We start from the raw sequence: 23,535 nt of genomic DNA on the forward strand, positions 1-23,535 counted from the left end.
CCGCACAGGCGACACCGAACCTGAAGGAGGCGACACCGTGAACAAGATCCGCACCGCGACAGCACTCACATCCCTGGGACTCGTGGCCGTGATGATGGCCGGCTGCGCTTCCGCGGCAGCATCCTCGAGCGAGTCGTCGGCCGGGGGAGACAGTGCGTCGGTGAGCGAGCTGCGGTTGGGGTATTTCGCGAACGTCACCCACGCTCCCGCCCTGGTCGGCCTGGAGGAGGGCCTGTTCGCCGAGGCGTTGGGTGACGTGGAGGTCACCACGCAGGTGTTCAACGCGGGCCCTGCCGCGATCGAGGCGCTGTCGGCGGGGGCGATCGATGCGACCTATATCGGCCCGAACCCGTCGATCAACACGTTCATCCAGTCCGGTGGTCAGTCCGCCCGGATCGTCGCGGGCGCGGCGACCGGCGGGGCGGCGCTGGTGGTGCGCGACGGCATCGACGACCCGGCCGATCTGGAAGGCACCACGATCGCAACACCGCAGCTGGGCAACACGCAGGATGTGTCGGCGCGGGTGTGGCTGGCCGATCAGGGGTTCGACACCGACACGTCCGGGGGTGGGGATGTGCAGATCACGCCGACGGAGAACGCGCAGACGCTGACGCTGTTCCAGGACGGGCAGCTCGACGGGGCGTGGCTGCCCGAGCCGTGGGTGTCGCGGCTGATCATCGACGCCGGCGCGCACGTGCTGCAGGACGAGGCCGACCTGTGGGAGGACGGCCAGTTCCCGACCACGGTGCTGCTGGTGCGCACGGAGTTCCTCGACGAGCACCCCGATGTGGTCGCCGACCTGCTGACCGGTCATGAGGCCGCGGTGCAGTGGATCGCCGACAACCCGCAAGACGCCCCCGGCGTGATCAACGGGGCGATCGAGAAGGAGACCGGTAAACCGCTGGCCGACGCCGTGATCCAGCGCGCGCTGGAGCACGTGACGTTCTCGGTCGACCCGCACGCCGACACGTTCCAGACGCTGGTGGAGAACGGCATCCAGGCCGGCACCCAGAAGGACGGGTCCATCGACGGCCTGTTCGATCTGCGCCTGCTCAACGAGCAGCTCGAAGCCGAAGGCGAAGAACCCGTCTCCGCCGCAGGACTCGGCGAGGACTGACCATGAGCACCGCACCCCGTTCAAGGGCAACCTCCGCGCCGGGCCCACAGGCAGCCTCCGCGCCGGGCCCGCAGGCAGCCTCCGCGCCGGCTTCGGCCTCCGCGCCCGCTTCGGCCACCACCACCAAACCGCTCGCTCCGAGCTTCGACAGCGTCACGCCGGTGCCGGTCGCGGCGCCCGCGCCCGCACCGGCGGTCCGCATCGACGGTGTCTCCAAGCGCTTCGGCACCGGCCCGGTCGTTCTCGACGACGTGTCGCTCGACATCGCCCCCGGCGAGTTCGTGTGCCTGCTGGGTGCGTCCGGCTGCGGCAAGTCGACGCTCCTCAACCTCATCGCCGGACTCGACCGTCCCACCGCCGGCCGCATCGAGACCCCGGCCGAGGGCTCTGCCGTGATGTTCCAGGAGTCGGCGCTCATGCCGTGGCTCACCGCCCGCCGGAACGTGGAGCTCGCGCTGCGCCTGCGCGGCGTCCCTCGCGGCGAGCGCCGCGAGAAGGCGCTCGCCCTCCTCGACACCGTGAACCTCGCGGATGCTGCCGAGAAGCGCCCGCACGAACTGTCGGGCGGCATGCGCCAGCGGGTCGCCCTCGCCCGCGCCCTCGCGCAGGACCGGCCGGTGCTGCTGATGGACGAGCCGTTCGCCGCGCTCGACGCGATCACGCGCGACCTCCTCCACGAGGAGCTCGAGCGGGTGTGGCGCGCGACGGGTCGCACGATCGTGTTCGTCACGCACAACGTGCGCGAGGCCGCGCGCCTCGGCCAGCGCGTCGTCCTCATGGGGAGCCGCCCCGGCCGCATCGTCCAGGAGTGGAAGATCGCGAAGACCACCGGCCGGCGCATCGAGTCGCCCGAGGTCGCCGCCCTCTCGGTGGAGATCACCGAGCAGCTGCGGGAGGAGATCCGCCGCAATGCCGCATGACACTCAGACCCCCACCCGGTCGTTGAACGAGCGGGGAACGAGCGAGTCGAAACGCCTCGAGTCGACGGGCGACGTTTCGAATCGCTCCGCTCGCACAACGAGCGAGGGAGACGACCTGCGCTCGCTCGAGGCCGGTCTCGACCGCCTGCAGACCGACGCCGAGCGCGGCCCGAGCCGCTGGCGCCGCCTCGCGCAGAGCGTCGTGCCGCCGATCGTGTTCCTCATCCTCCTGATCGTCGCGTGGCAGCTCTACGTCGTGATCGCCGAGCCGCGGCCCGACAAGGTGCCCAGCCCCCTCGACGTGTGGAACGCGCTAGGGCTCGCCTGGGACACCGGCCGTCTGCAGGAGGCCGTCGCGACGAGCCTCGAGCGCGGCATCGTCGGCTTCCTCATCGCGATCGTCGTCGGCACCCCCATCGGTCTGCTGCTTGCCGAGGTGCGGCCCATCCGGCGCGCCGTCGGTCCGATCATCTCGGGGCTCCAGGTGCTGCCGTCGGTCGCGTGGGTGCCCGCCGCCATCATCTGGTTCGGCCTGTCGGACGCCACCGTCTACTTCGTGATCCTCATGGGCGCGATCCCGTCGATCGTGAACGGCCTCATCGCCGGCATCGACCAGGTGCCGCCGCAGCTCCGCCGCGTGGGCACGGTGCTGGGCGCCTCGCGCTGGCAGCTGGCCACCTCGGTGATCCTCCCCGCCGCGCTGCCCGGCTACCTCGCCGGCCTCAAACAGGGCTGGGCGTTCTCGTGGCGCTCGCTCATGGCCGCCGAGATCATCGCGACGGGCGGCACGATCGGCTTCGGCCTGGGCTCGATGCTGCAGCAGTCGCGCGAGCTGGCCGACCTCGCCGGCGTGCTCGCCACGATCATCCTCATCCTCGCGATCGGCATCCTCATCGAGCTCGTCTTCTTCGGGCCCTTGGAGCGACGGATGCTGAAGCGTCGCGGCCTGCTCATCACGGGAGGCGCCCGATGACCGGCAAGGTGTGGCTCGTCGGGGCCGGACCCGGCGACGCGGGGCTGCTCACCGTGAAGGGGCTGCGCGCCCTCGAGGCGGCCGACGTCATCGTCGCCGACCGGCTCGGCGCGCGCGCCGTGCTCGATGGCCTGAGGGCCGACGGCGTGGAGCTCCGCGCCGAGATCGTCGACGTGGGCAAGCGCCCCGGCCACCACGCCGTGCCCCAGGACGCCATCAACGCCCTGCTCGTGCACCTCGGCCAGGAGGACAAGACCGTCGTCCGGCTCAAAGGCGGTGACCCCTACGTCTTCGGCCGCGGCGGCGAAGAGCTCCACGCGTGCCAGGAGGCGGGAGTGGCCGTCGAGGTCGTGCCCGGCATCACCAGCGCCATCTCGGTGCCCGCGATCGCCGGCATCCCGCTCACCCACCGCGGCGTCGCGACGGCCTTCACCGTCGCGACCGCCCACGACCAGATCGAAGCCCTCGGCGGCGGCCGCGACCACACCGTCGTGCTGCTCATGGGCATCGGCACGCTCGCCAACTCCGCGATCACGCTGGCGCGCGGCGCGCGCGGCGCGGACTGCCCGGTCGCGGTCGTGGAGGACGGCTACGGACCCCGCCAGCGGGTCACGGTCGGCACACTCGCGACCATCGCGCACCAGGCCGCGGAACGAGGCATCCGTTCCCCCGCCGTCGTGGTGGTCGGCGACGTCGTGCGGCTCAGCCCGTACGCGCCCGCGGAACTCGCGACCCTCGATCTCTCCCAGTACGACCCCCTCACCCCGCCGCGGCGCACCTGACCCGGCCGCCCCCGCGAACCTCCTCCTGACCCGAAAGACACCACTGTGACTTCTTCGAGCCTCCAGAACCTCCGCGTCGCCATCGTCGGCGCCGGTCCCGCCGGCATCTACGCGGGCAACATCCTCACGAACTCCGTGGTCGAGGCGGGCGGTACCGTCGCCATCGACCTGTTCGAATCGCTGCCGGCGCCCTACGGTCTTATCCGCTATGGCGTCGCGCCCGATCACCCCCGCATCAAGGGCATCGTCAACTCGCTCCACGAGATGCTCGATGCCGGCACCACGCGGTTCATCGGCAATGTCGAGGTCGGCCGCGACATCTCGATCGACGAGCTTCAGGAGCGCTACGACGCCGTGATCCTCGCCACCGGCGCGATCCGCGACGCCGCGCTCGACATCCCCGGCATCGACCTGCCCGGCTCGTACGGCGCCGCCGACTTCGTGGCGTGGTTCGACGGCCACCCCGACGTGCCCACCGATTGGACCCTCGACCAGCCCGAGGTCGCCGTCATCGGCAACGGCAACGTCGCCCTCGACGTCGCCCGCATCCTCGCCAAGCACGCCGTGGACCTCCGCTCGACCGAGATCGCCGACAACGTCCTCGCGGGCCTCGAGGCGTCGGCGGTCACCGACGTGCACGTCTTCGGCCGCCGCGGCCCTGCCGACATCAAGTTCACGCCGATCGAGCTGCGCGAGCTCGGCGAGGTGCCGAACGTCGACATCGTCGTGAGCGACGAGGACTTCGCCTACCTCGAGGGATTCACGCCCGCCAACAACCAGCTCAAGGTCATGCTCCGCATCCTCGAGAGCTGGCGCACGCGCGAGCCCTCCGGCGCGAGCCGCCGCCTGCACCTGCACTTCTACCACTCGCCCGTCGAGGTGCTCGGCGACGGCAGGGTCGAGGGCCTCCGCTTCGAGCGCACCGAGCCCGTCGAGGGCGGCCGCGTGCGCGGCACCGGCGAGTTCCGCGAGTACCCGGTGCAGCAGGTGTACCGCGCCGTGGGCTACTACGGCACGCCCGTCATCGACGCGCCGTTCGACGACAAGGCCGGCGTGGTCTCGAACGTCGAAGGACGCGTGAAGGATGCTGCGACCACCGGCGACGTCGACGCTCCGGTGATCGCCGGCCTCTACGCCACCGGCTGGATCAAGCGCGGTCCCGTCGGACTCATCGGCCACACGAAGTCCGACGCGATGGAGACCATCGCGCACCTCGTCTCGGATGTCGAGGCCGGGTGCCTGTCGGCTCCGACCGTCCACGGTGACGTGCTCGAGCTGCTGGAGGAGCGCGACGTGGCGTTCACGACGTGGGACGGCTGGCTCGCACTCGACGCACATGAGCGCGACCTCGGTGCGAACCACCTGCACACGCGCGAGCGTGTCAAGGTCGTCCCGCGCGACGAGCAGGTCGCGATCTCGCGGGGAGCCCTCGTCAAATGACGTACGTGATCGCCCTGCCGTGCGTCGATGTGAAGGACCGAGCCTGCATCGACGAGTGCCCGGTCGACTGCATCTACGAGGGCGAGCGGTCGCTGTACATCCACCCCGACGAGTGCGTCGACTGCGGCGCCTGCGAGCCCGTGTGCCCGGTCGAGGCGATCTACTACGAGGACGACCTGCCGGAGGAATGGCAGGACTACTACACCGCGAACGTCGAGTTCTTCGACGACATCGGGTCGCCCGGCGGTGCGGCCAAGACCGGCGTCATCGCGAAGGACCACCCGGTCATCGCGGCGCTTCCTCCCCAAGGAGACGGCCATGACTGAACCCGCAACCGCTGCGCCCACGACCGAGGTCGATGTCGTCATCATCGGCGGCGGCCCCGCGGGTCTGTCGGCGGCGCTCAACCTCGGGCGGGCCCGCGCGTCGGTCGTCCTCGTCGACGCCGGCCGGCCCCGCAACGCCGCGACCCTGCGCTCGCACGGGTTCCTCACGCGCGACGGCGTCCCGCCGCTCGAGCTGCGCAAGCTCGCGCGGGCCGAGCTCACCGCTTACCCGAATGTGCAGGTGTTCGACCGCACCGTCGTGACGGCGCTGCAGGAACGCGACGGCGGCGAGGGACGGCGTTTCCTCGCGGCGCTGCAGGGCCGTGGGACCGGCATCCCGCCGGCCGTCGCCGCGCGCTCGGTGCTCGTCGCCACCGGCCTGCGCGAGACCCTTCCCGCCATCGCGAGCCTGCGCGCCTTCTACGGCATGACCGTCTTCAGCTGCGCCGCGTGCGACGCGTGGGAGCTGCAGGACCGGCCGCTCGCCCTCATCGGCGAGACGCGCGATCTTTCCGCCCGCGCCCGGCTGATCGCCCGCTGGACCGACAGGCTGACCGTCTTCACCAACGGTTCGGACGCCGTCGACACGGTCGAAGAGGCCGAGCTCGCAGCATCCGGGATCGTCGTCGAACGGCGGGTGATCGACGACCTCGAAGGCGACCGCGGCACCGTCACGGCGGTGCGCCTCGTCGACGGCGCGCGCGTCGAGATCGACGGCGGCTTCGTGCGGCCGCAGTGGCACCCCGCCCTCGACTTCGTCGGCGGCATCGACCTCGAGCGCGACGGTTTCGGCAACCTGGTCACCGATCGCTCGGGGCGCACGTCGGTGGCGGGCCTGTATGCCGCGGGCGATGCCGCGTCCCCGGGTCCGCAGCAGCTCATCGTCGCCGCGGGGCAGGGCGCACGCGCGGCCGCTGTGATGGTGCACGATCTCGTCGGGGTGAGCACCGCCCACTGAGCCGGCCGCCCCCCGGGGCGTGGCGCACGATGTTTCATCGATCGGATACCTGGGTGTTCCGGTTCAGGACGCCGCGATCGGCGAGGATGTCGCCGATGTCCGACGACCTCGCCGACGATTCGGCCGCCGAGCTGAAGGCGCTGCGCCTGCGCGCCTACGGACCGGAGGCCGATATCGACGGCGATCCGCACGCGCTCAGCCGGCTGCGCGAGCTCGAGGCACGCGCCCTCGGCGAGCCCGGGGCGGCCGATGACCCCGCGGCGGCGCCCCCGGCGACGGAACAGGACGGACCGGTCGCGGCTCGCGACGTGAAGGCACCGTGGTGGGAGAGGCACCGCGCGCTGCTCTGGGGCGGGTCGGTGCTGGTCGCCGTCCTCGTCGGGGCGGCGGCAGGCTCCGTTCGGCTGCCGCCAGGTCGGGAACAGGTCGCGGTCCTCGTCGAGGACGCCGACGGACTGTGGCCGGAGCAGATGTGGGGCGCGCGACCACCCGATGGTGTGACTTTCGACGAGTACTTCGGGCTGACTGCGATCGCCTCTGCGCGCGACTTCGGCAACGGCACCCACAGCACGTGCCTGTGGGTGTACGACTCCGAATCGGTCAACTTCGGCCTGTCGGCAGGGTCGTGCGCTGCCGGCTCGGCCCCCACGTCGACGACGATCGCCGTCACCTCGCAGGCCCCCGCGGCCCTGCTCGAGGAGTTCGCCGAAGGCACCACTCTGCAGTTCGTCCGCGACGACGACCGCGTGATCGTCTACGCGCAGCAGCCGTAGGAGCCGGGCGTCACTGCCCGCCGGTGGAGTCGGCGGCCAGCGCCTCGCGGCCGGGCGCCAGCATGTCGTGCACCTGCCCGCCGCGGGTGCGGGCGGGTGTGACCGTGTCGGGCCAGTCCGCGATCTGCCGCTCGGCCCAGTCCGCCCACGCGATGATGTGGTCGTAGTGGCCGATCATGAACGTGTTGGCGAGTGCGAACAGGTGCTTGCGTTCGGGGAAGGTGCCACCGGTCGCGCTGATGAACGCCGCGTAGCGCGCGAACATCTCGCGGTTCGCGAGCGCCTGCTCCCGCGTGCGGTCGAGGGTCGCGCGCAGATCGTCGAGCGAGCCCTGGTCGGACAGGAGCACCCGCACCATGCCCTCGAACTCGAGGGTCGGCGGCCGCACCGGCGTGCGGAGCCACGCGGCGAGCGCCTCACGCCCTTCCGGCGTGATGGAGTAGATCGTGCGGGCGCGCTTGCCGGTGTGCTCCTGCCGCGTCTCGACGAATCCCGCCTTGTGGAGGCGATTGAGCACGGCATAGCGCCCACGGTCTGCGGACGGCCAGAGCTCCGAGACGCCGCGCCCGAGCTGCTCGGCGAGCTGGTACGCCGACCAGTCGCTTCCGGCCAACAGACCCAGGGTGAGGTACCCGGTGACCGTGAGTTCGCGTTCGGCCACGACAAGGCTCCTTCCCCGGCCGGCGTTCGGGTCGCCGTCGCGGAACATAAAGGCTATCCCGCGACGCTGCAACGACCTTATACTGCAAATTGCAGTAAACATCGGCGAGGCATCCGGCGTGGGGACGCGGACGATCGCCGTCGGCGGGACTCACGTGGGGACGCAGGCCCGCCCTGCGGCGGGCGGTCTGGGGGGACCGCCCGCCGCACAGCTGTGCAACACTGGCACCAGGGGGGCGCGACGATGCGCCGCTGGGGGATGATTTCATGTCCACGCCGACCGACTCCTCGCGCGACGAGCTCGCGGCCCTGCGCGAGCGCGCCTACGGGCTCAACGCCGATATCCTCGACGATCCGGCCGCACTGGCGCGGCTGAACGAGCTCGAGGAGCAAGCGGCGGCGGCGAGCGCCGCGAACATCGCCGCGCTCGTCGCCCGGAAGCGCACGTCGATCAACGGCGCATCCCCCCGGCGGTCGGCCGTCGGCGCCGCGAACGACGCGGAGCCAGCCGCGCCCACACTGCCCGCATCGGAGGGAACGGGTGCCGCGACCGGTCCCGACCCGACCCTCCCGGGTCGCGACAAGCCCGGCTCCCCCGCACCGGCGGCGCCCGACGCGGTCAACGCCGACGCGGACACCCGTGGGACGGATGCTGCGGACTCCGGCCGCGACGCAGGTGACAATGTCGTCGGCCCCGATCCCGGCGCCGAGGGCGGTGCGACGGCGTCCACGCGTGCGTGGTGGCGGCGCCTCCCGGTGCTCTGGGCCGCCTCGGTCGTCGCCGCCGTGCTGGCGGGCGTCGCGCTCACGCTGCTGGTTCAGAGCATGGAGGCCGGCAACGTGGGGGTTCTGCATGTCGATCCGGAGGTGGAGTGGCCCGAGGACGTGTGGGCGGGCGAGACCGAGGACTCCTTCGCCTTCGAGACCTTCTACGGACTCACGGTACTGTCGCAGCCGCAGGTGACGGGCGACGGCACGCAGGGGCCGGTGCCCTGCCTCATCGTCTTCAGCGGAGTGGGCGACAACCCCTCGTACCTCGGCGGCTCGTGCGGCGCGGGTTCGTTCCCCGCGGAGGCGGTCTTCATCGTCGGCCGGCAGGCTCCGTCGGAGCTGCGCGACCGCTTCCCTGTGGGAACGGCGATGCGGTTCGTGCTCGACGGCGAGCAGGTGCACGTCTACGCACGCGAGCCGAGCGTCGTCGAGCCCTGATCGTCTCAGGCGCCGCGGCTCCCGGCATCCGTCGCCCCCACGTCGCTGCGGTGGAAGTTCTGGAACGAGCGGGATGCTGTAGGACCACGCTGCCCCTGATACCTGTTGCCGTACGGGCCCGAGCCGTATGGGCTCTCGGCGGGCGAGGTGAGGCGGAAGTAGCAGACCTGGCCGATCTTCATCCCGGGCCAGAGCTTGATCGGAAGCGTTGCGACGTTCGAGAGCTCGAGCGTGACATGGCCCGAGAAGCCGGGGTCGATGAAGCCGGCGGTCGAGTGCGTCAACAGGCCCAGACGACCGAGCGAGGACTTGCCCTCGAGGCGCGCGGCGATGTCGTCGGGAAGCGTGATCTGCTCGAACGTGGAACCGAGCGCGAACTCGCCCGGGTGCAGGATGAACGGCTCTTCGGGATCGACCTCGATGAGGCGGGTGAGCTCGGGCTGGTCCTCGGCGGGATCGATGAACGGATACTTGTGGTTGTCGAACAGCCGGAAGTACCGATCGAGCCGCACGTCGACGCTCGAAGGCTGCACCATCGAGGGATCCCATGGGTCGAGCGCGAGGCGCCCCGCGTCGATCTCGAGCCGGATGTCGCGGTCACTCAGCAGCACGCTGCCCAGCCTATCGGGGCGGTGCTGTCGTGCTGGCCGGGCCGCCGTCACAGGTGTGCGATCGTACTTCTCGCTGATGCAGGAGAGAGTCCTCGACCGCCCGCCCTGTGCAGCTCCTTCGCAATCGACCGGCCGACCGGGCACGGATGGCCAACTAGTCTGACCGCATGGGAGGAGATGCGTTCCTCGCGCCGTCGTCGGCGATCGTCACGCCGAACATCATCCGGCACCTGCTGCTGGTCGCCGACGATCATGGGGTGTCCCTGGAGCGCGCGCTCCGGTCGGCCTCGCTGACGCGCGCCACCGTGGACTCGGCCGCACTGAGGGTCTCGTACCGGCAGGGGCGGATCATCATCGAGAAGGCGCTCGAACTGATCCCGGTCGCGGCACTCGGGCTCGAGGTCGGCCGCCGGCAGCCCATCACCGCCTCCGGACTCCTGGGCCTGGCGATGATGTCGAGCGCCACGCTGCTCGATGCGGTGCGCATCGGCTTGCGGTTCCAGAACCTCGCCGGGTCGATGGTGCGCTGGCAGTCCGCCGTCGAAGTGGCATCTGTCGTCGTGACAGCCACAGTGCCCGACGTCGGCTCACCCGTGGGACGGTTCCTCATCGAGGAGGGGTTCGCCAACATCACCCGCATGGCGCAGGATGTCGCCCGCATCACGGCCCCGCGACAGATCCAGCTCGCGTTCGCGCCGGAGCGGGATCCGCGTGTGTACGCCGAGCACTTCGGCTGCGCGGTCGAGTTCTCCACCGACCGCAACGCGTGGCACGTGCCGTTGCAGACCGCGAATGAGCCCCTGCCGACCGCCGAGCCGTGGACCTTGCGGGAGACCGTGGCCCTGCTGGAGGCCCGCATGGGAACCATCGCGCAGCGGCAGGAACTCGTCGCCGTCCTCGCCGCCCACATCGAGGATGCCCTTCCCGAGGTCCGTCCGTTCGCGGAGTACGGTCATCTGCTGGCCATGAGCGAACGCACCCTGCGCCGCAGACTCGTCGAGGTGGGATCGAGCTACTCGCAAGTGGTCGACGATGTCCGCAAGCGGCTGGCCACCGAGCTCTTCGCCGAGCCCGCGTACAACGCCGCGGAGATCGCGTACCGGCTCGGGTACGACGACGAGCGCTCGCTCCGACGCAGCACGCTCCGGTGGTTCGGTCTGTCGCCGAAGGCGCTGCGCGCTGCGGCCCACGGCACCGAGACCTCCCCCGCCGGATGACACCACGGGCCGCGGTGAGGACATCAGGGTTGGCCGTTCGAGTCCGGTGAATGGGTGCCGCTGTCCGCGTCGCGCACGCCCGGCGGCCGTACCGTGAGGGCTCACCGGCTCGAAGGAGTGCCCATGTCCGATCCGATCCCACCCAGCGCGACCCCCTCGCGAGGCCATGAGCCGTCGGTCTGCGTGATCGGCGCCGGACCGGCCGGGCTCGCCGTCGCAAGGGCCCTGAGCGAGCGCGGCATCGAGTATGTGCATCTCGAGCGGCATTCGCACGTCGGCGGCCTCTGGGACATCGAGAACCCGGGAACGCCGCTGTACGAATCGGCGCATTTCATCTCCAGCCGCACGGTGTCGGGGTTCTCCGGCTTCGCGATGCCGGAGGACTACCCGGACTATCCGCGACACGACCAGATCCTCGCGTACCTTCGCGCGTTCAGTGACGCCTACGGACTGACCGAGCGGATCCGCTTCGGTTCGGCGGTCGAGGCCGTCGAGCGCCTGGGCGACTTCTGGCAGGTGCGCCTGGAAGACGGCACCACGAACGTGCACAGCCACGTGATCGTCTGCACGGGCAGCCAGTGGCATCCTTTCACGCCCGATGTCCCCGGGAGCTATACGGGTGAGATCCGTCACAGCCTCGAATACCGCTCGCCGAGGGAGTTCGAGGGCAAGCGGGTGCTCGTCGTGGGCGGAGGCAACTCCGGGTGCGACATCGCTTGTGATGCTGCTCGCTCGGCAAAGCGGGCGGTCATCAGCCTGCGACGCGGGTACTGGTTCATTCCCAAGCACGTCTTCGGGCTGCCGTCGGACATCGTGGGCGGGAAGGGCTCGTTCCTGCCGAAGCCGCTGGAGCGCGCCATCCTCCAACCGATGCTGCGTCTGCTCACCGGCGACCCCACGCGACTCGGGCTGCAGAAGCCCGACCACAGACTCTTCGAGACGCATCCGGTCGTCAACTCGATGCTTCTGCACCACCTGCAGCACGGCGACGTCGTTGCGCGGCCGGACATCCGACACACGGACGAGCTGACCGTCGAGTTCGCCGACGGCACGGCGGAGGAGTTCGACGTCATCCTCCTGGCGACCGGCTACCGGCACCGGGTTCCGGTCGCGCAGGAGTACTTCGGCGATGAGCAGCACCCCGAGCTGTACCTGAACTGCTCGTCCCGCGAGCACCCCGGGCTCTTCGCGGTCGGGTTCATCGAGACCAATAGTGGCGCGTACCACCTCTTCGACCGGCAGGCGCACCTGCTGGCCGCGTTCATCGATGGGCAGCGGTCCGGCACGGCGTCGGCTCGCGAATTCGACCGGCTCAGGCGTGAGGATGACCCGGACCTGTCGGACGGCCTCCGCTTCGACTCGTCGCCCCGCCACCGCGGGTACGTCGACGCGGATGCCTACGTGAGGCACCTGACGAAGCTGTCGCGCCGCCTCGGCTGGCCTCTCGAAGGAACGGCACCGCCCGTCCCCGCCCCCGATCCCGAGCGCGCCCGCGAGCACACGGAGGCGAGAGCATGAGCTACGACTGCCGCAACAAGGTGATCGTGATCACCGGCGGGGCCGGCGGTATCGCCCGCGCCTTCTCCGCGAAGGCTGCCGCGCGTGGCGCCATCCTCATGCTCGTCGACATCCGGGCCGAGGCCGCGGACCGGGCCGCCGCCGCGCTGTCGGGAGCCGGGCACCGAGGGTTCGCCTGCGACCTCACCGACGATGAGCAGGTCGAGCGGATGATGCAGGAGATCGCCGCAACGTACGGACGCATCGACGTCCTGGTCAACAACGTCGGGATGACGAGCGCGGAGCGGTTCGACGTCCGATCGGTCGCCAGCATCCGCCTCGAGACCGAGGTCAACTTGCTCTCTCCGCTCGTGCTCACCCGGCTCGCGATCCCCCTCCTGCACCGGGCGCCGGATCCCCGGATCATCACCACCGTCTCGCTCGGTGGCATCTTCCCGCTCGGTGAGACACCCATCTACACGGCCTCGAAGTTCGGTCTGCGCGGGGCCATGCTCTCGATCGGGCTGGACCTGCGGCGGACCGGCATCCTCGCCGGGTCGGTGCTGCCCTCGGCCACCGACACGAGGATGCTTCGGCAGGAGGCGATCGACGGCGGCAACTCGCTGCAGTTCCAGGACCCGCCCCAGCCCCCCGACGCCGTCGCGCGCGCGATGATGCGCATGCTGGACAAGCCGAGGCTCGAGATCTACCCGAAGCCCTCGGAATCGATGCTCGTCCGGTTGGCGATGCTGGCCCCGAACGCCCTGCCGAGCCTCATGCGCGGATTCCGGCGCCGCGGCGAGCGCGGCATGGCTCGATACCTCGAGCAGCTGCAGCGCGACGGACACGTCGTACGCGGGGAGAGCGAGCTCGTGCTCACGGAGGAGACGGTGTGAGCGCGCGCGTCATCTCTCTCCGTTCCCCCGCAGACGGCACCGCGCTGGGCGAAGTGCCCATCACCTCGGAGGCGGAGGTGCGAGAGGCGAGCCGGCTTGCCGAGGCGACGTACCGCTCGGGCCGCTGGTCGCGACTGGCGCCGCGAGGCCGCGCAGCGGTGCTCCTGCGCCTGGCCGACCTGATGCAGCGCGACTTGACGCTGCTCGCCCGCCTCGACTGCGAGGATGCCGGCAAGCCCATCACGGAGTGCCTGCAGAACGACGTGCCCTCCTCGATCGAGTCGATCCGATGGTTCGCCGAAGCAGTCGACAAGCAGTACGGGCGCACCTCATCGGCGGGCGGAGACGTGCTGGCCTTCACGGAACGCGAGCCGTTCGGCGTCGTCGCGGCGATCCTGCCGTGGAACTACCCGCTCGCAATGGCGGCGTGGAAGGTCGGACCGGCGCTCGCCGCAGGCAACTCCCTCATTCTGAAGCCCGCCGACGCGACCCCCAGGTCGGTCCTTCACCTCGCCGACCTCGCCGCGGAGGCCGGCCTTCCGGATGGCGTGCTCCAGGTTCTCCCGGGCGACGGGCCGACCACGGGTGCCGCCCTCGCCGACGATCCGATCATCGGCGCGCTCTCGTTCACCGGATCGACCACGACCGGACGATCCATCCTGATCGCGTCGGCGCGCAGCAACCTCAAGCGGGTCAGCCTCGAGATGGGCGGCAAGAGCCCGCAGATCCTCATGGACGATGCGCTCGCGTTCGGAGACGATCTGATCGACGGCATGATCGAGTCGGCGTTCCTCACCTCAGGGCAGAACTGCACCGCGGGGTCGCGGATCCTCGTGCACGAGTCCATCCACGACGCGGTCGTCGAGCGATTCGCCGCCGCGGCAGCGCGGCTGCGCGTGGGGCACCCCGCCGACCCGGCCACCCGACTCGGGCCCGTCATCGACGCTCGCTCGGCCGAACGCATCCTCGGTGCGATCGATCAGAGCCGTCGCGAGGGTGCGACCGTGGTCACGGGTGGGAGGGAGGTCGGCATCGCCCCGGGCGGCCACTACCTCTCCCCGACCGTGCTCACCGGCATCGCCCCCGACGCCGAGATCACGCAGCAGGAGCTGTTCGGTCCTGTCGTGACCATTCAGTCGTTCCGCACGAGGGCCGAAGCGATCGAGCACGCCAACGACATCCCGTACGGCCTTGCGGCATCCGTCTGGACGACTCGACTCGACGACGCCCTCGTGCTCGCCCGCGGGGTCGAGGCAGGGCTCATCTCGGTCGGCGAGTACAGCGAGGGCGACCTGACGGTGCCCTTCGGCGGCTGGAAGCAGTCCGGCTTCGGCGGAGCCGAGAAGTCGCTGCGAGCCTTCGAGCAGTGGACCCGCGAGAAATCCGTCTGGATCAGGCACCGCGGGGCATGACAGGAGGCCGTAACTTTACCTTACGTATGGTATAGTAATGGCCATGAGAAGCAGTTCCCGCACCGACATCCTGGATGCCGCGGTCCGCGTGGTGAACGCGGCCGGCGGCATCGACATCACCTACGAGTCGGTCTCTCGCGAGGCCGGACTCACCAAAGCCGGTCTGATGTATCACTTCCCCACGAAGGATGCGCTCATGATCGGCGTCATCGAGCACGTGGTCGATCGCTGGCAGGCCGAGCTCCTCGGCGTGCTCGGTCGCCCGCTCGAGGAATCGACGCTCACGGAACGAGTGCGCGCCTTCGTGGTCTTCGCCAGCGAGGGCGGCGTGACGCAGGGCGAGTTCACGGTGTTCGCCGAGGCAGTGCGCCGGCCTCTCCTGGCGGCTCCGTGGCTGACGTATCTGAAGACATGGTTCGGCTTCGGGCAATCCGATGACGAGACGGGCGTGCTGACGGCATGGCTCGCTGCGAACGGGCTCTGGATCGCCGAAGCCACGGGCATCCTGGAGGTCTCCGATGCGCAGCGCGCTTCCCTGGTCGCACGTCTCGAAGCGCTGATCGGGGAGGAGACCGCGTGAGGAATTGGCTCATCCTCGCGGCCGCCATCGTGCTCGAAGTCACCGCGACGCTCGCGCTCCGGGCGGCCATCGAACAGCCGTGGTGGGCGATCCTGACCGTCGCCGGCTACGTCGGCGCCTTCGTCGCGCTCTCCCTCCTGCTGCGCCTCGGCGCGAAGATCGGGATCGTGTACGGCATCTGGGCGGCATCCGGTGTCGTGCTCACCGCGGTCATCGCCGCCGTCCTGTTCGGCGAACCGCTCACCCTGGCGATCGGCATCGGCATCGCCCTCGTCATCGGCGGCGTCCTGCTGGTCGAGACCGGACACGCCCGCCCCAGCGCCCAAGGAGAGATCCGATGACCTGGCTCATCCTCGCCGGCGCGATCCTGACCGAAGTCGCGGCCACGCTCTCGCTCCGCGCCTCCGAAGGGCTGCGGAAGAAGCGATGGATCGCCCCGGTCGCCCTCTTCTACATCGCCGCGTTCTCGCTGCTCACCATCGCTCTCGCAGAAGGGATGCCGGTCGGCATCGCGTATGGGATCTGGGCCGCGTCCGGCGTCGCGCTGACCGCCGTCGGCGCCCGGGTGTTCTTCAAGGAACGGCTCACCTGGCGGATGACGGCCGGGATCGCGCTCATTGCAGTCGGCGTTCTCGTGATCGAGCTCGGAACCCATGGCTGACGCGAAGCCGGCTTCGGATGCGCCCAGACCTCGGTCTCCACGCGCGCCGGCTGCAGGTGTGACGACACGGCTCGACACCGCGCTCGAGCCCGGGCCGGTCGATCGGCCGAGCCTCGCTGGCGAAGCCCAGAGACGAGTACCGTAGTCGCATGGGCGTGGACGTGTCTACCGAGGCGGTCATCGCCCGGCCCCGACACGAGGTCGCCGAGATCGCGTGCGACCCCGATCAGGCGACGAGCTGGTACGCGAACATCCTGGCGGTCGCATGGAAGACCCCCGGGCCCCTCCGGATCGGCACCCGCCTCGAATTCACCGCGAAGTTCCTCGGACGGCGGCTCGTCTACACCTACGAAGTCGTCGACCACGTACCCGACGAGCGATTCGTCATGCGGACGGCAGACGGCCCGTTTCCCATGGAGACCACCTACGAATTCGAGGATGCCGCGGACGGCGCGACGCTCATGCGCCTGCGCAACCGTGGCGACCCCAGCGGCTTCGCCAAAGTCACCGCCCCCTTCATGGAACGCGCAATGCGTTCGGCCAACGAGAAGGACCTGCGCCGGCTCTCGTCGCTCCTCGAGTGAGCCTGCTGAACGATCCGATCAGTCGACGACGGCAGCCGAGGTCGGCACGCCGGGTCGCATCCGTTCTGGACCGCCGTCCTGCGGATAGCAGGGGTCGGGCGGCGAGTCGTGTAGATTGTCTTCGAGGTTCCGGGGCTGTAGTTCAATGGCAGAACTTCTGCTTCCCAAGCAGACAGCGCGGGTTCGATTCCCGTCAGCCCCTCCACAGTGTTATCCCCAGGTCTACGCTGGAATCACTCCACCGCGACCCCGCCTCCGCCGGTTGCACTCCGCATGCCGCGTGCCATAGGCGTGCCAGTAGCACCCCGAGACTCGCCTCGTGCGCCTCACGTCGGAGCCCGCGCGCACACTGATAACCTGCCCCCGACGCCCCCTCCAGAAGGACTGGAACCATGGACCCGCTGACCACTCCTCTGTACTCACAGAGCGAGGTCGCGCGCATCCTCCAACTGCCGCAATCGACCGTCGCTCGGTGGATGCACGGCTACACCACGACCACCGGTCACGAGATGCCGCCGCTCATCGACGGCGTGGCGAGCGGCCGCGGCTACCACGTGCCGTTCCTCTCCCTCGCGGAGGCCTACGTCATCGGCTTCCTGAAGACGCAGGGGCTCCGCACGAAGGTGATTCGGGATTCGGTTGAGGCCGTCCGCCGCAGGTACGGCATGGAGTACGCCCTCGCCAGCCAGCGGCTGAAGACAGACGGTGCGGACATCATGTGGGAGGAGATCGAGGGCGACGAGGCGAGCCCGCTCTCTGAGGTTGTGCACGGCCAGGGCGTGTTCCGGGAAGCGCTGGGGGACCGTCTGCGCACCATCACCTACGGCCAGCGCTACGCAGAGCGCATCGCCATTCCGCTCGGGGACGACGTGCGGATGCTCCTCGACCCCCATCAGTCGTTTGGTCAGCCCACGGTGGCGGGTACGGGCGTGCGGGTGAGCGACGTGCTCGGACGCCTTCGGGCTGGAGAGCCGCCGGGGAGCATCGCGTACGACTACGACCTGCCGGAGCACACGGTGCACATGCTCCAGCCACTGGCGGCGTAGGGCAACGTGACGGCCGGGTCACATCGCTTCTTCATCGACCGAGGCATAGGCGGCAGGATCGTCCCAGACGGTCTGCGAGCGCGTGGCTGGGAACTGGTCACGATGAACGAGCGGTACGGCCAGGCTGTCGGGGAGGGCATGGACGACCCGGATTGGATAGCAGAGGCAACGGAGCGGGGCGAGGTCTGCCTGTGCAAAGACGCCGCCATCGCCCGGCGTCCTGCGGAAGCCGCCGCGGTTCGCGCGGCCAGCGCGCGAGTGTTCGCCCTCACGAATGCCAACGTCTCCGGTGCGACGAACCTGGAGTGGCTTCTCCGCAACGAGGCGCGCATCTTCCGTCGTGCGGACAAGCCGGGACCCTTCGTGCACGGCGTCTATGCCGATGACGTGCGTCCGCTTCCGTTGCGGGGTGACTAGCGCGTCCCGCTGGTGAGCCTGGGCCGACTCACGTGCCCGTTCGCGGGCGTGCTGATGCGGCGGGGGCTCAGGACAAGGGCATCCATCGCCTCAGCCAGAACAGCGTTCCGCTCCTCCGCGGCGTGCTGGTAGATGAGCGCAGCCCGCGCGGTGCGGTGCACAGCGCGGGCCATCAGTTCGCGGGCAGTGCCTCCAGCCTGGGCGGCCGCGGTGAGCCCGGCGTGCCGGAGGTCGTGCACGTGGAACTGGCCCAGCCCGACGCCGCGCGCCGCCTTCCGCCAGGCGTGCCCAGCGCGTTCGCGGTGATGGCCTGGCCGTCCCGGCGGGGGAACAGCGGCGACTTCGGGAACCCCGTCGTGCTGACCAGGTGGGCCTCTACCTCCGCGGCGATGCTGGGCGCGAGCACCACCGTCCGCGCCTCCCCGTCTTCGTGGGCGTGATGGTGGCGTGCCCGCGGACGTAGATGCGCTGCCGCTCCACCCGCAGGGCCCCGTTCGCGTAGTCACCGCGCTCCAGCGCCTCCAATTCCCCCACCCGCAGGTGCGCGCCAAACGCCACTCGCACGGGCAGGTGCCACTTCTCCGGCATGGCCCCGACGATGGCGGCCAGATGCTCCGGCGACAGGTACGGCCGCTCAGGGTCGTTGACTTGTCCGGCCCCCTCGATCTGGCAGGGGTTCTCGCTGATGAGCCGGTCCTTGACGGCGGCGTTGAGGATGGTGCGGAGGAGACTGTACGCCTGACGGAGCCGGGCCTCTCCGGTGGCACCGGGACGGTTCTTCACGGCCTTCGCGAGCGCCTTGCCCGGATGCCGCAAGCCCGCCACCGGCTGGATGCTCTGGGGCACCCCCTGATCGACGGGGATCGGGTGCACATCGACGTGCCCGGCTCGCAGGGCGGCATCCCGCGGATGCTGGAGGACCTGGAGCGAGTCCCCGCGTAGACGGTTCACCCCACAGATTGGGGGCCCTTCCGGTGGTTGAGGGATGGCATCGGGGCCGCCCCATCTTCATGCCCGCCGCGCGCCGACGTATGAACCCCATGTCGGAGCCCTCTGGAGCCGCCAGCGCGCCCCATCATTCCTCAGTCTTGGCGAGGGGTCTCCGAACGACGGAGATGACGAGCGCGACGGAGCCTGCCAGGAGACACACTGCGTTGGTCATGAACATCACAATGACCGGCGGAGAGAGCACGCCTTCATTCCGCGCGAGGACGACAAGCATCGACAACAGGCTAACGACCACGACGAACACGGCTCCGGCGACAGAAAGCGGCGCATGGCCCCGCTTGACGACGAGCCGTACAGCGACCGCAACGAGCAACAGGCAGATCACCGCGGCGCAGGCGACGACCCATAAGGCGGACTCGTCGGGAGTCGCGCGGAACCGGCTCGACTTCCCGCCGAGGCTGGCCGGGAACATCGCCAGAGATGCGACGGGGATCAGCCAGGAGGCAAGATTGAACACCGGGTCGCCTCGACGGATGGCGGGTTGGTGCTTGTCACGCCACTGCCGTCGCGACAGGTCGGCGTCCCCGTTAGTCACTGGAGGCGGTCCCGCACTGTGACCCGAGCGGTGCGAGGGTCCCCAGTGGTCTCCATGGCATGCCCCGAGCGTACATTTTGGCGTGCCAGACTCGTGCCACTAGCACTCATCACGTGCCACAACTCAGCACCACCAGACACCATGAAAGGAGTCGGGCGACCCGCCATTCTGCGGGAGTCAGGGCGCCAGCAATCTGCTTCCAAGCAGACAGCGCGGGTTCGATTCCCGTCAGCCCCTCCATCCATGTCTCCCGCAATCGCCGCGCACGAGTACTCCCCCTGGGAGTTCTGGAGCGAGGCGAGTCCCTCCGAACGCGAGGTGCAGCTGGTCCTCCAGCAGATCGTCGCCGGCCGCCCCGACCACGAGCTGGGCAAGCAGTGCCTCCTCTCCGAGCTCGCTGAGATCGACAACGACTCGCTGCGCCTCGGCGACCGCACGTATGTCGCAGCGGGCGCCTCCCTTACGGCGACCTCCGCGCCGGCGCCGGCTGCAGCAGCCCGAGGCTCCGCAAGCGACCCCACAGGGCCCGCGGATACGGCAGGCGTGCCGAGTCGTACTCGTCGGCGCCCTCCTCGAAGTGCGCTCCACCCGCCACACGGCGAGAGCAGCCCCGCTCGCACGCGCCGGCGATGAAGCGACGCCCCCACGGCGCACGTGAGTACTTGCGGATGCCGCGGCGGGCAGCATCCGTGACGATCACGGCGTCGCGCGAGTAGGGTCGAGCGATGCGCGCGATCCCCGACAGCCTCGACGCCGTGGTCGTAGCCGAGATCGACCGGCGCCTGGAATCCGTCGCCGCGGAGCACGGCGTCCGCGTCCCGTGGGCCATCGAGAGCGGCAGTCGTGCGTGGGGGTTCCCGTCGCCCGACAGCGACTACGACTGCCGCTTCCTGTTCGTGGGCCCGCGAGAGCGGTACCTCACACTGTGGCCGGGGCGCGACGTCATCGAGACGCCGTTGGACGACGTCTTCGACGTCAACGGCTGGGATCTGCCGAAGGCTCTCACTCTGATCGCACGCGGCAACGCGACGGCGGTCGAATGGCTGCGCTCACCCATCGTGTACGGCGGTGACACGGCGTTTCGCCGCGACCTGCTGACGTACGCGGCCGCCGTCGTGGAGAGGAGCGCGATCGCGCGTCACTACCTTCATGTGGCGCGACGCCAGCAGAAGGGTGCGCAGACCCTCAAGAGGTTCTTCTACGTGCTGCGACCGGCCGCGGCGCTGCGATGGCTCGCCGACCATCCGGACGACGCGCTGCCACCGATGGACCTGCCGACCCTGCTGTCCGAGACGACAGTGCCGGACGAGATCAGGGGTGCTGCCGCCGAGCTGATCACCCTCAAGTCGGTGACGCGTGAACTCGGGTCCGGCAAGGCTCCCACGGTGCTCAGACGCTTCGCCGCGCGCGAGCTGGAACGTGCAGGGGCTTTCGAGTCGATGGCGCCGGAAAAGAATCCCGGCGAGGTGAGGGAGCGCGCGGACGAGGTTTTCCGGCGGATCGTGGGCTGACCGGCCCCGCGGGCGTGCCCTCGATCCCGCGACAGGGCCATCTGCATCGATGTCGGAGGTCTTTCGTATATTTGTTCTATGAGATCTTCGGTGGCTTCCTCCCCTGCGGTGCGGCTGACGGATGCTGCGGCGAGGGTCGCCCGTCGGCTCGGCGAGGGCCAGGCCGAGGTCGGCGGGCTGGCCGACGACGAACTGCTGGGGTTGCTCGTGGATGCCACCGAGGCGCGAAAGGCGGTCGAGCTGATCATCGCGGGGGCATCGGCCGAGGTGTCGCGCCGCTCGTCACGGGAGCTCGGATACGAGGGTCTGGCGCAGCGGAAGGGTCTGCGGACCGGCGCAGCACTCGTGCAGCACATCACGGGGCTCGGGCGAGCCGACGTCGCGCGGGCGGTCGACGCGGGCAACGAGCTCGCTCCCGCGGTGGAGCCGGTGGTCGACGTCGACAGCGAGACCGCTCCCCCGGCGCCGGTCGTCGAAGAGTGGCTCGGCACCCTTAGGGGTGCCCTCGCATCCGGTCGCCTGACGCAAGCGCAGTTCCAGGCGATCCGCGGAGGGCTCGGCGAACCGCCTGTCGAGCGCTACCCAGAACTCGCGCCCGACTTCCTCCCGCGGGCCTGGGCGCGTGCTGTGCAGGTGCTGCTCGAGGAAGCGGCGGCGCTGCCGGTGGAAGACCTTCGCAGCCAGGCGCGCATCGCGCGAGACCGGCTCGATCCGGTCGGGGTGACGCTCCGCTTCGAAGAGCGCTTCGCCGCACGGTCCTTCCGCACATGGACCGACCCGGACGGCCGGCGCAACGCGCACATCCTCTTCGACGATGAGGCCGGGGCATGGGTCGATGCCCTGCTCCAAGCGGCGCTGCGGCCTCGCCGCGGACCCCGCTTCGTCGGTGCAGACGCCGCCGAGAAGACCCGTGCCGCCGGGGCCGACGAGCGGTCGAACGAGCAGCTCCAGTACGACACGATCATCGCCGTGATGCGCACGGGCGCGAACGCCGACCCCCAGCAGGCGTTCGGCGACCGGCAACCGGGTGTGCGCATGGTCGTCGAAGCGTCTGCTGTCGCCGACGGCGACCACCGCGGTGGGATGAAGGTCACGGGAGTCGGCCACGTCGAGGACGGAGGACATGCGCTGCCCGGAGGCGTGATCGAGGCCCGCATGTGCGACGCCGGAGTGATTTCGCTGATGTGGGGTCCGGACGGGCGGCCTCTCGACGTCGGGCGGGAGCTTCGCCTCTTCACGAGAAAGCAGCGCCTCGCGATCGCCGCCCGCGACGGCGGCTGCATGTGGCCGTCCTGCGGCGCCCCGATCTCGCAGTGCGAGTACCACCACATCGATCATTGGTGGGAGGATCACGGCCGCACCGATGTCGACGACGGAATCGCGCTCTGCCGGAACTGCCACCTGCGCCTTCATAACCAACGATGGCGCATCACGCGAACCCGAGATCCGATCACCGATGCCGACGCCTATCGGCTTCATCCGCCGCCCGACCCCAGTACCGGTGAAATCGGCGAGCCCGTCGAATTGAGATCGAAATCGCCCGGGCGATTCGAGGCGGCGTGAGGAGCGGCCCGGGCGGCCTCGGCGGCCTCGGCGGCCTCGAACACCGTAGTACGACGAGCGTCGCGGCTGAACCCGCACCCGCTGGTACGACGAGCGCAGGGGCGAACCCGCACGCGCCCGTACCACGAGCAGATCCAGCAGCCTCGGACACCCTGGCACGACGAGCGGCACGCGCGACCCCACGACGCGCCCGTACGACGAGCGGATCGAGCGGTGCAGCAGGTGTCCGGCGTCAGAAGGCTGCGCGGCCCGGGGCGGTGCGACGACGTGGGAGGCTGGGGACATGGCGGTCGTCGTCGTTCCCTACTCGGACGAGTGGCCCGGCCAGTTCGAGCGCGTGGCAGCCGAATTGGGACGAGCGCTCGAGGGCATCCCGGTTCTCGCGATCGAGCACGTGGGGTCGACCTCGGTACCCGGGTTGGCGGCGAAGCCGGTCATCGACATCGACGTCGTCGTCGATCGAGCTCACGTCGACGGCGCGATCAGGGCGCTCGTGGCCGCGGGGTACATGCATCGCGGGGATCTGGGCGTCACCGACCGGGAGTCGATGGCCGCACCCGACGACGACCCGAGCCGGAACGTCTACGTGTGCGTCGAGGGAACGCTGCACCTGCGGAACCACCTCGCGGTGCGATCGATCCTCCGCGACAGAGATGACCTCCGCGATCGGTACGGAGCGATCAAGACCGAGATCGCACTCGACCCCGCCATCGGCATCGAGACCTACCTCGCGCTCAAGTCGCCCGTGCTGCAGGAGGTGCTCGCGCTGTCCGACCTCACCGACGCGGAGAAGCGGGCCATCTTCGCCCTCAACACGAGCTTCTGACGGGCGAGCGGCG

Annotated in this window: 28 protein-coding genes and 1 tRNA gene; 24 read left to right on the forward strand and 5 right to left on the reverse strand. The window is 70.0% G+C overall.

Going from position 1 to position 23,535, the window contains the following annotated elements:
* Window positions 1–37 precede the first annotated feature (37 nt).
* The 8 genes from MRBLWH3_RS03305 (at window position 38) to MRBLWH3_RS03340 (ending at window position 7,289) form a co-directional block, all read left to right on the forward strand.
* Window positions 38–1,117 (forward strand): ABC transporter substrate-binding protein, encoded by a 1,080-nt coding sequence (locus MRBLWH3_RS03305; protein WP_363428691.1) that lies wholly within the window; start codon window positions 38–40, stop codon window positions 1,115–1,117.
* 161 nt (window positions 1,118–1,278) lie between these two features.
* Window positions 1,279–2,037 (forward strand): ABC transporter ATP-binding protein, encoded by a 759-nt coding sequence (locus MRBLWH3_RS03310; protein ID WP_414685393.1) that lies wholly within the window; start codon window positions 1,279–1,281, stop codon window positions 2,035–2,037.
* A complete protein-coding gene (locus tag MRBLWH3_RS03315) occupies window positions 2,027–3,010 on the forward strand; it encodes an ABC transporter permease (RefSeq protein ID WP_363428695.1) in 984 nt (327 codons plus the stop codon). The genes MRBLWH3_RS03310 and MRBLWH3_RS03315 overlap by 11 nt, the downstream gene beginning before the upstream one ends.
* Window positions 3,007–3,792 (forward strand): uroporphyrinogen-III C-methyltransferase, encoded by a 786-nt coding sequence (gene cobA, locus MRBLWH3_RS03320; RefSeq protein WP_363428697.1) that lies wholly within the window; start codon window positions 3,007–3,009, stop codon window positions 3,790–3,792. Before MRBLWH3_RS03315 ends, cobA begins: the two co-directional genes overlap by 4 nt.
* A 45-nt stretch (window positions 3,793–3,837) precedes the next feature.
* Complete coding sequence (locus tag MRBLWH3_RS03325; RefSeq protein WP_363428699.1) at window positions 3,838–5,232, forward strand: FAD-dependent oxidoreductase; 1,395 nt, start codon at window positions 3,838–3,840, stop codon at window positions 5,230–5,232.
* Window positions 5,229–5,558, forward strand: a complete 330-nt coding sequence (fdxA, locus tag MRBLWH3_RS03330; RefSeq protein WP_045299416.1) for a ferredoxin — start codon at window positions 5,229–5,231, stop codon at window positions 5,556–5,558. Before MRBLWH3_RS03325 ends, fdxA begins: the two co-directional genes overlap by 4 nt.
* Window positions 5,551–6,516 carry an NAD(P)/FAD-dependent oxidoreductase gene (locus MRBLWH3_RS03335; protein WP_363428701.1) on the forward strand — a complete coding sequence of 322 codons (966 nt, stop codon included), beginning with the start codon at window positions 5,551–5,553 and terminating at the stop codon, window positions 6,514–6,516. Before fdxA ends, MRBLWH3_RS03335 begins: the two co-directional genes overlap by 8 nt.
* A 95-nt stretch (window positions 6,517–6,611) precedes the next feature.
* Window positions 6,612–7,289: a hypothetical protein gene (locus MRBLWH3_RS03340; RefSeq protein ID WP_363428703.1), complete on the forward strand. Its 678-nt coding sequence runs from the start codon at window positions 6,612–6,614 to the stop codon at window positions 7,287–7,289.
* Between the two features lie 10 nt (window positions 7,290–7,299).
* On the opposite strand, the gene MRBLWH3_RS03345 is transcribed toward MRBLWH3_RS03340, so the two are convergent.
* Window positions 7,300–7,950 carry a PadR family transcriptional regulator gene (locus MRBLWH3_RS03345; RefSeq protein WP_363428705.1) on the reverse strand — a complete coding sequence of 217 codons (651 nt, stop codon included), beginning with the start codon at window positions 7,948–7,950 and terminating at the stop codon, window positions 7,300–7,302.
* 266 nt (window positions 7,951–8,216) lie between these two features.
* On the opposite strand from MRBLWH3_RS03345, the gene MRBLWH3_RS03350 reads away from it, so the two are divergent.
* Window positions 8,217–9,158, forward strand: coding sequence for a hypothetical protein (locus MRBLWH3_RS03350; RefSeq protein WP_363428707.1), 942 nt, complete (start codon window positions 8,217–8,219; stop codon window positions 9,156–9,158).
* Window positions 9,159–9,163: 5 nt separating this feature from the next.
* Here MRBLWH3_RS03350 and dcd read toward each other — a convergent pair whose 3' ends face one another.
* Complete coding sequence (gene dcd / locus MRBLWH3_RS03355) at window positions 9,164–9,769, reverse strand: dCTP deaminase (protein ID WP_363428709.1); 606 nt, start codon at window positions 9,767–9,769, stop codon at window positions 9,164–9,166.
* A 167-nt stretch (window positions 9,770–9,936) separates the two neighbouring features.
* Between dcd and MRBLWH3_RS03360 the strand changes: the two genes are divergently transcribed.
* From MRBLWH3_RS03360 to MRBLWH3_RS03410, 11 genes are all read left to right on the forward strand, one after another.
* Window positions 9,937–10,986: an AraC family transcriptional regulator gene (locus MRBLWH3_RS03360; RefSeq protein ID WP_363428711.1), complete on the forward strand. Its 1,050-nt coding sequence runs from the start codon at window positions 9,937–9,939 to the stop codon at window positions 10,984–10,986.
* 123 nt (window positions 10,987–11,109) lie between these two features.
* On the forward strand, window positions 11,110–12,504 hold the full coding sequence (locus MRBLWH3_RS03365) for a flavin-containing monooxygenase (protein WP_363428713.1): 1,395 nt from the start codon (window positions 11,110–11,112) through the stop codon (window positions 12,502–12,504).
* A complete protein-coding gene (locus tag MRBLWH3_RS03370) occupies window positions 12,501–13,379 on the forward strand; it encodes an SDR family NAD(P)-dependent oxidoreductase (protein WP_363428715.1) in 879 nt (292 codons plus the stop codon). Before MRBLWH3_RS03365 ends, MRBLWH3_RS03370 begins: the two co-directional genes overlap by 4 nt.
* Window positions 13,376–14,791: an aldehyde dehydrogenase family protein gene (locus MRBLWH3_RS03375; RefSeq protein WP_363428717.1), complete on the forward strand. Its 1,416-nt coding sequence runs from the start codon at window positions 13,376–13,378 to the stop codon at window positions 14,789–14,791. Before MRBLWH3_RS03370 ends, MRBLWH3_RS03375 begins: the two co-directional genes overlap by 4 nt.
* A 43-nt stretch (window positions 14,792–14,834) precedes the next feature.
* Window positions 14,835–15,371 carry a TetR family transcriptional regulator gene (locus tag MRBLWH3_RS03380; protein ID WP_363428719.1) on the forward strand — a complete coding sequence of 179 codons (537 nt, stop codon included), beginning with the start codon at window positions 14,835–14,837 and terminating at the stop codon, window positions 15,369–15,371.
* Window positions 15,368–15,712, forward strand: a complete 345-nt coding sequence (locus MRBLWH3_RS03385; RefSeq protein ID WP_363428721.1) for a DMT family transporter — start codon at window positions 15,368–15,370, stop codon at window positions 15,710–15,712. Before MRBLWH3_RS03380 ends, MRBLWH3_RS03385 begins: the two co-directional genes overlap by 4 nt.
* A complete protein-coding gene (locus MRBLWH3_RS03390) occupies window positions 15,709–16,032 on the forward strand; it encodes a DMT family transporter (RefSeq protein ID WP_363428723.1) in 324 nt (107 codons plus the stop codon). The genes MRBLWH3_RS03385 and MRBLWH3_RS03390 overlap by 4 nt, the downstream gene beginning before the upstream one ends.
* Before the next feature lie 149 nt (window positions 16,033–16,181).
* Complete coding sequence (locus tag MRBLWH3_RS03395; RefSeq protein ID WP_363428725.1) at window positions 16,182–16,616, forward strand: SRPBCC family protein; 435 nt, start codon at window positions 16,182–16,184, stop codon at window positions 16,614–16,616.
* Between the two features lie 131 nt (window positions 16,617–16,747).
* A tRNA-Gly gene (locus MRBLWH3_RS03400) sits at window positions 16,748–16,821 on the forward strand.
* A gap of 187 nt (window positions 16,822–17,008) precedes the next feature.
* Entirely contained in the window at window positions 17,009–17,662 is a 654-nt protein-coding gene (locus MRBLWH3_RS03405; protein WP_363428727.1) for a DUF433 domain-containing protein, read from the forward strand.
* 6 nt (window positions 17,663–17,668) lie between these two features.
* The gene (locus tag MRBLWH3_RS03410) at window positions 17,669–18,079 is read left to right on the forward strand and encodes a hypothetical protein (protein WP_363428729.1); all 411 of its coding nucleotides are present in this window, start codon (window positions 17,669–17,671) and stop codon (window positions 18,077–18,079) included.
* Here MRBLWH3_RS03410 and MRBLWH3_RS03415 read toward each other — a convergent pair.
* The 3 genes from MRBLWH3_RS03415 to MRBLWH3_RS03425 all read right to left on the reverse strand — a co-directional run bounded on the left by MRBLWH3_RS03415 (window position 18,076) and on the right by MRBLWH3_RS03425 (window position 19,544).
* Window positions 18,076–18,318, reverse strand: coding sequence for a hypothetical protein (locus MRBLWH3_RS03415; protein ID WP_363428731.1), 243 nt, complete (start codon window positions 18,316–18,318; stop codon window positions 18,076–18,078). The genes MRBLWH3_RS03410 and MRBLWH3_RS03415 overlap by 4 nt on opposite strands.
* A gap of 136 nt (window positions 18,319–18,454) precedes the next feature.
* Window positions 18,455–19,030, reverse strand: a complete 576-nt coding sequence (locus MRBLWH3_RS03420) for a hypothetical protein (RefSeq protein ID WP_363428732.1) — start codon at window positions 19,028–19,030, stop codon at window positions 18,455–18,457.
* A 124-nt stretch (window positions 19,031–19,154) separates the two neighbouring features.
* Window positions 19,155–19,544, reverse strand: coding sequence for a hypothetical protein (locus MRBLWH3_RS03425; RefSeq protein WP_363428734.1), 390 nt, complete (start codon window positions 19,542–19,544; stop codon window positions 19,155–19,157).
* A gap of 321 nt (window positions 19,545–19,865) precedes the next feature.
* Here MRBLWH3_RS03425 and MRBLWH3_RS03430 point away from each other — a divergent pair, with 321 nt between their 5' ends.
* The 4 genes from MRBLWH3_RS03430 to MRBLWH3_RS03445 all read left to right on the forward strand — a co-directional run bounded on the left by MRBLWH3_RS03430 (window position 19,866) and on the right by MRBLWH3_RS03445 (window position 23,522).
* The gene (locus MRBLWH3_RS03430; RefSeq protein ID WP_363428736.1) at window positions 19,866–20,255 is read left to right on the forward strand and encodes a hypothetical protein; all 390 of its coding nucleotides are present in this window, start codon (window positions 19,866–19,868) and stop codon (window positions 20,253–20,255) included.
* A 92-nt stretch (window positions 20,256–20,347) separates the two neighbouring features.
* The gene (locus MRBLWH3_RS03435) at window positions 20,348–21,133 is read left to right on the forward strand and encodes a nucleotidyltransferase domain-containing protein (protein WP_363428738.1); all 786 of its coding nucleotides are present in this window, start codon (window positions 20,348–20,350) and stop codon (window positions 21,131–21,133) included.
* A gap of 90 nt (window positions 21,134–21,223) precedes the next feature.
* Complete coding sequence (locus tag MRBLWH3_RS03440; protein ID WP_363428740.1) at window positions 21,224–22,696, forward strand: HNH endonuclease signature motif containing protein; 1,473 nt, start codon at window positions 21,224–21,226, stop codon at window positions 22,694–22,696.
* Between the two features lie 283 nt (window positions 22,697–22,979).
* Entirely contained in the window at window positions 22,980–23,522 is a 543-nt protein-coding gene (locus tag MRBLWH3_RS03445) for a GrpB family protein (RefSeq protein ID WP_363428742.1), read from the forward strand.
* Window positions 23,523–23,535 lie beyond the last annotated feature (13 nt).

It is taken from the genome of Microbacterium sp. LWH3-1.2, from assembly GCF_040675855.1.
Classification (GTDB): Bacteria; Actinomycetota; Actinomycetes; order Actinomycetales; family Microbacteriaceae; genus Microbacterium.

Excerpts from the sequence above, each read along its gene's own strand:
- MRBLWH3_RS03315 (WP_363428695.1), top strand. The coding sequence starts at position 2,027 with ATGCCGCATGACACTCAGACCCCCACCCGGTCGTTGAACGAGCGGGGA.
- cobA (WP_363428697.1), top strand. The coding sequence starts at position 3,007 with ATGACCGGCAAGGTGTGGCTCGTCGGGGCCGGACCCGGCGACGCGGGG.
- fdxA (WP_045299416.1), top strand. The coding sequence starts at position 5,229 with ATGACGTACGTGATCGCCCTGCCGTGCGTCGATGTGAAGGACCGAGCC.
- MRBLWH3_RS03335 (WP_363428701.1), top strand. The coding sequence starts at position 5,551 with ATGACTGAACCCGCAACCGCTGCGCCCACGACCGAGGTCGATGTCGTC.
- MRBLWH3_RS03340 (WP_363428703.1), top strand. The coding sequence starts at position 6,612 with ATGTCCGACGACCTCGCCGACGATTCGGCCGCCGAGCTGAAGGCGCTG.
- MRBLWH3_RS03350 (WP_363428707.1), top strand. The coding sequence starts at position 8,217 with ATGTCCACGCCGACCGACTCCTCGCGCGACGAGCTCGCGGCCCTGCGC.
- MRBLWH3_RS03360 (WP_363428711.1), top strand. The coding sequence starts at position 9,937 with ATGGGAGGAGATGCGTTCCTCGCGCCGTCGTCGGCGATCGTCACGCCG.
- MRBLWH3_RS03365 (WP_363428713.1), top strand. The coding sequence starts at position 11,110 with ATGTCCGATCCGATCCCACCCAGCGCGACCCCCTCGCGAGGCCATGAG.
- MRBLWH3_RS03370 (WP_363428715.1), top strand. The coding sequence starts at position 12,501 with ATGAGCTACGACTGCCGCAACAAGGTGATCGTGATCACCGGCGGGGCC.
- MRBLWH3_RS03380 (WP_363428719.1), top strand. The coding sequence starts at position 14,835 with ATGAGAAGCAGTTCCCGCACCGACATCCTGGATGCCGCGGTCCGCGTG.
- MRBLWH3_RS03390 (WP_363428723.1), top strand. The coding sequence starts at position 15,709 with ATGACCTGGCTCATCCTCGCCGGCGCGATCCTGACCGAAGTCGCGGCC.
- MRBLWH3_RS03395 (WP_363428725.1), top strand. The coding sequence starts at position 16,182 with ATGGGCGTGGACGTGTCTACCGAGGCGGTCATCGCCCGGCCCCGACAC.
- MRBLWH3_RS03405 (WP_363428727.1), top strand. The coding sequence starts at position 17,009 with ATGGACCCGCTGACCACTCCTCTGTACTCACAGAGCGAGGTCGCGCGC.
- MRBLWH3_RS03430 (WP_363428736.1), top strand. The coding sequence starts at position 19,866 with ATGTCTCCCGCAATCGCCGCGCACGAGTACTCCCCCTGGGAGTTCTGG.
- MRBLWH3_RS03435 (WP_363428738.1), top strand. The coding sequence starts at position 20,348 with ATGCGCGCGATCCCCGACAGCCTCGACGCCGTGGTCGTAGCCGAGATC.
- MRBLWH3_RS03445 (WP_363428742.1), top strand. The coding sequence starts at position 22,980 with ATGGCGGTCGTCGTCGTTCCCTACTCGGACGAGTGGCCCGGCCAGTTC.